Source organism: Bradyrhizobium sp. SHOUNA76 (assembly GCF_023006445.1).
In the GTDB taxonomy this organism is placed as follows: domain Bacteria; phylum Pseudomonadota; class Alphaproteobacteria; order Rhizobiales; family Xanthobacteraceae; genus Bradyrhizobium.
The window spans coordinates 1-4,332 of the sequence record NZ_JALBHA010000519.1; the positions used below are offsets into that span (position 1 = coordinate 1).

The 4,332-nt window shown below is 65.0% G+C and carries 5 protein-coding genes; all 5 read right to left on the bottom strand.

Going from position 1 to position 4,332, the window contains the following annotated elements:
• Window positions 1–970 (bottom strand): FHIPEP family type III secretion protein (locus MOV74_RS32315; RefSeq protein WP_246931052.1); only part of this gene is annotated, 970 nt, incomplete at its 3' end.
• A 272-nt stretch (window positions 971–1,242) separates the two neighbouring features.
• The gene (locus MOV74_RS32320) at window positions 1,243–1,545 is read right to left on the bottom strand and encodes a copper-binding protein (RefSeq protein WP_246931053.1); all 303 of its coding nucleotides are present in this window, start codon (window positions 1,543–1,545) and stop codon (window positions 1,243–1,245) included.
• A gap of 15 nt (window positions 1,546–1,560) precedes the next feature.
• Window positions 1,561–2,016: a cupredoxin domain-containing protein gene (locus MOV74_RS32325; RefSeq protein ID WP_246931056.1), complete on the bottom strand. Its 456-nt coding sequence runs from the start codon at window positions 2,014–2,016 to the stop codon at window positions 1,561–1,563.
• A gap of 32 nt (window positions 2,017–2,048) precedes the next feature.
• Complete coding sequence (locus MOV74_RS32330) at window positions 2,049–3,383, bottom strand: copper oxidase (RefSeq protein WP_246931054.1); 1,335 nt, start codon at window positions 3,381–3,383, stop codon at window positions 2,049–2,051.
• Window positions 3,384–3,396: 13 nt separating this feature from the next.
• A partial coding sequence (locus tag MOV74_RS32335; RefSeq protein ID WP_246931055.1) for a TolC family protein occupies window positions 3,397–4,332 on the bottom strand: 936 nt, incomplete at its 5' end.

The following is a 4,332-nucleotide window of genomic DNA, read 5'->3' on the forward strand; positions in this document are numbered from 1 at the left end:
GGAACGGGATGGTCGGAATGCCCGGCAGCGCCGCCAGCACCAGCATCACTGCCGCGGACATCGCGAGCGCCTGCGGATAGCCGGAGAACTGCTTCATCAGCGCCTTGTCGGCAGCGCCGGAGACGCCGGCCTTGGAGACGAGCAGGCCGGCCGCGGTCGAGACGATCAGCGCCGGCACCTGGGTGACGAGGCCGTCACCGACGGTCAGCAGCGTGTAGCTGCGCCCGGCATCGGCGAAGGACATGCCCTGCTGCGCCACGCCGATGATCATGCCGCCGACGACGTTGATGAAGACGATCAGGAGGCCGGCGATGGCATCGCCCCGGACGAATTTGGAAGCACCGTCCATGGCGCCGAAGAAGCCGCTCTCGTCCTCCAGCTCCTTGCGCCGCTCCTTGGCGACCTTCTCGTCGATCAGGCCGGCGCCGAGGTCGGCGTCGATCGCCATCTGCTTGCCGGGCATGGCGTCGAGGTGGAAGCGGGCGGCGACTTCGGCGATGCGGCCCGAACCCTTGGTGATGACGACGAAATTGACGATGATCAGGATCGCGAAGACGATGATGCCGATGACGAAATTGCCGCCCATCACGAAGCTGCCGAAGGCTTCGATGACGTGACCGGCGGCGGCCGTGCCCTCGTGCCCGTGCGACAGGATCAGGCGGGTCGAGGCCATGTTGAGCGACAGGCGCAGCATGGTCGAGATCAAGAGGACGGTCGGGAAGGCCGAGAATTCCAAAGGCGTCTGGATGAACAGCGACGTCATCAGGATCAAGATCGAGAGCGTGATCGAGATCGCCAGGAACAGGTCCAGCACGAGCGCGGGCAGGGGCAGGATCAGCACCACCAGGATGGTGAGCACGCCCAGCGCCAGCGCGATGTCGCCGCGCTTGAGGATGGTGACGATCTCGTTGAGGGAGGGGATGCCGGGCCTTGCGGTGCCTACGCCCTGTCCCGCGGTGACGTCGACCATGGTAGCTGCCTCCCCGCGCGACTGCCGTCCGCGCGCCCCAAACGTCTGTGCGGCGGCCGAAGGGCCGCCGTTCCGAAAGTGAGGCACCGCACTGGCGTCCACGGGGTTCCTCCCGTTTTACGCGGCTGACGACACTCGACTTCACTCGGCAATTCTTGCCGGGTGTATGGTTAGCAAAGGGTTAACGCGGGGGTGGGCGGAGGGCGGGGCGGGCGATTTAGCCCGTCATTCCGGGGTTCGCGCCAAGGGGCGCGCCCCGGAATGACAGTGGACTACCTCGCCTTGTCCATCTTGGTCACCGTGTACCCCGACGCCGCCTCCTCGGCCTCGAAGGTCACCTTGTCGCCGACCTTCACCTGCTTCAGCATCGCGGGATCCTTGACGCGGTAGACCATGGTCATGGGCTCCTCCATGCCGAGGCTCTTCGCCGGTCCGTGCTTGAGCGTGATCTTGCCCGCGCCCTCGTCGATCTTCTTGACCTCGCCGTTGATCGAGGCTGCCGCGGCCGCCAAGGCTCCAGTGGTAACGCTCAACGTCAGTGCCAGCGCGGCAGTGATACGGATGATGCGGTTCATGGGAGACTCCATTGCTTATTTGACGGTGACGTGGCCGACCATGCCGTTGTCGCGGTGGTCGGGGATCAGGCACGAATATTCGAACGTGCCGGGCTTGCTGAATTTCCAGAGGATCTCGGCCGTCTTGCTCGGGGCGAGGCGCACGCCGTTGGGGTCGTCATGCTCCATGTGCGGATGCTTCTTCATCTCCACGGCATGCGTGAGATTCTCCTTGGTGGTGGCGAGCAGGAATTCGTGGTCCTCCTTGCCGACATTGCGCAGCACGAAGCGGACCTGCTCGCCGCGTTTGACCTCGATCCTGGCGGGTGTGTAGTCCATCTCGTTCAGCAAGATCTCGATCGTGCGTGCGGGTTTCTTGGGATTGCCGGGCTCGCCGGCCGAAAAGTTGCCGTGCCCATGCTGGTCGTGGGCAAAGGCCGGCGCAGTCGACAGCGCAGCCAGCGCGAGGCCGAGTTTGATCGTGGTCTTCATCGTGGTCTCCAGTTGGTGGTTCATCGAAACGCTCACATCTTGTGCTTCATCGGCGGGCTGCCCGGTTTCTGCCGGGCCGGCTCTGCGGCCGGCGCCGCCACCTCGTAGGCGACGGTGCCTTGCGGGAATTTGTACGGGCCGGGGTCGCGGTAATCGTCGCGCGCGAGGTCTTCGCGGATCTTCATCACCGTGAACATGCCGCCCATCTCGATCGGCCCGAACTGGCCGGTGCCGGTCATCATCGGCAGCGTGTTGTCGGGCGTCGGCATCTCCATGTTGCCCATCGCCATGCCGGTCGAGCCCATCGCCATGCCGTCAGGCGCGAGCTTGCCGACGGCCTTGGCGAGATCCTTGCGCGACACGCCGATCAGGTTGCGCACATCGTGTCCCATCGCGTTCATGGTGTGATGCGACTTGTGGCAATGAAACGCCCAGTCACCGGGATTGTCGGCAAGCACGTCGAACACCCTGACCGCGCCGACCGGCACATCGGTCGTCGTTTCCGGATATTGCGCGCTCTCGGGAATCCAGCCGCCGTCGGTGCAGGTCACCGCAAAACTGTGGCCGTGCAGATGGATCGGATGGTTGGTCATGCTGAGATTGCCGATGCGCACGCGCACCTTGTCGCCGAGCCGGACCGGCAAGGGATCGATGCCGGGAAACACCCGCGCATTCCAGGTCCACATGTTGAAATCGGTCATCTCGTTGACGTGCGGCAGATAGGTGCCGGGGTCGACGCGATAAGTGCTCATCACGAAGACGAAGTCGCGGTCGACGGGACGGAAGTTTGGATCGCGCGGATGCACGACGACCATGCCCATCATGCCCATCGCCATCTGCACCATCTCGTCGGAATGCGGGTGGTACATGAAGGTCCCGCTCTTCTTCATCTCGAACTCGTAGACGAAGGTCTTGCCGGGCTGGATGTGCGGCTGGGTCAGTCCGCCGACGCCGTCCATGCCGCTCGGGATGATCATGCCGTGCCAGTGTACGGTGGTGTATTCGGGCAGTCTGTTGGTGACGAAGATTCGGACCTTGTCGCCTTCGACCGCCTCGATCGTCGGGCCCGGCGACTGGCCGTTGTAGCCCCACAGATTCACCTTCATGCCCTCGGCGAATTCGCGCACCACGGGCTCGGCGACGAGATGGAATTCCTTCCAGTCGCCATTCATCCGGAACGGCAGCGACCAGCCGTTCAGCGTCACCACGGGACGATAATCGGGGCCGGCAATGGGATGCAGCGGCGGCTGCATCACCACCTTGTCCATATGCGCAGCTTCCGGAATCGACGCGGCCTGCACGCGGCCGCTGACGACCGACGCGCTGGCCAGCGCGGCGCTGCCTAAAAATCCTCGGCGCGAAAACATTTTGGTCTCCATCTCAGTGGCCGCCAGCATCGGCAGGTGCTGCCGCGGCGATGGTGGTTGACGTGTCGCCGCCGGCGGCAGGCGTGCCGCCGCCATTGACGGCGGTCTGCAAGTCGGACTGGGCGAGGAAAAAGCTTTGCCGGGCCTCGATCGCACCGCGCAGCGATGCCAGGCGCTGCCGTGCCTCGGTGAGCAGCGCGAAAATGTCGACCTGCATGCTGGAGAAGCGCAGCTGCATCTCCTCGGTGATGATCTTGCGCAAGGGGATGATCTCGCGCTGGTAGTGGCTGGCGATATCGAAGGTCGAGCGATAGACGCGATAAGCATCGCGCGCCTCGGAGCGCACGTTGACGGCGCGCTCGGTGAGGCGGTTGAAGGCGAGATTGTAGGTCTCCGCCGCCTGCCGCACCCGCACCTCGCCGCCATCGAAGATCGGGATCTGGAATTGGACGTCGAAGCCGCGCTCGCGGAACGGGGCACCTTCCGGATCCTGGGTGCGACGGGAGATGCCGGCGAGATCGAGCAGGGTGACGAAGCGCGTCGCTTCGGTCAGATTCAGCGCCTTCGCCAGCGCATTCAGCTCCAGCCGTGCGATCTGCAGGTCGATGCGATGGGCCACGGCGTCGGCTTCGATCGAGGGCAGTCCCTGCGGCCGGCGCGGCAGCGGCGGCAGTTGATTGGGAAGACGGAAGTCGAGGCCGCCGTCCCACAGGCCCATCAGGCGCGCGAGCCTTTCGCGTGCGCTCGCTGTGCTCTGCCGTGCGGTGGCGAGGTCGGCGGTGGTTTCGGCGTAAAACACCTGCTCGCGGGCCTGGTCGAGCTTGTTGATCGAGCCGGTCTCGCCGAGCTTGACCGCAAGCTGCGCGGTGGATTCCGCGGTCGCCTTCGCGTCCGTCAGCAGCGCCACCATCTCGTTGCCGGCAACACTGCGCACATAGGCGCGGCGGAC

What these genes read in the sequence shown, in the direction of transcription:
- MOV74_RS32325 (WP_246931056.1), bottom strand. Translation starts at nt 2,016, where the DNA reads ATGAAGACCACGATCAAACTCGGCCTCGCGCTGGCTGCGCTGTCGACT.
- MOV74_RS32320 (WP_246931053.1), bottom strand. Translation starts at nt 1,545, where the DNA reads ATGAACCGCATCATCCGTATCACTGCCGCGCTGGCACTGACGTTGAGC.
- MOV74_RS32330 (WP_246931054.1), bottom strand. Translation starts at nt 3,383, where the DNA reads ATGTTTTCGCGCCGAGGATTTTTAGGCAGCGCCGCGCTGGCCAGCGCG.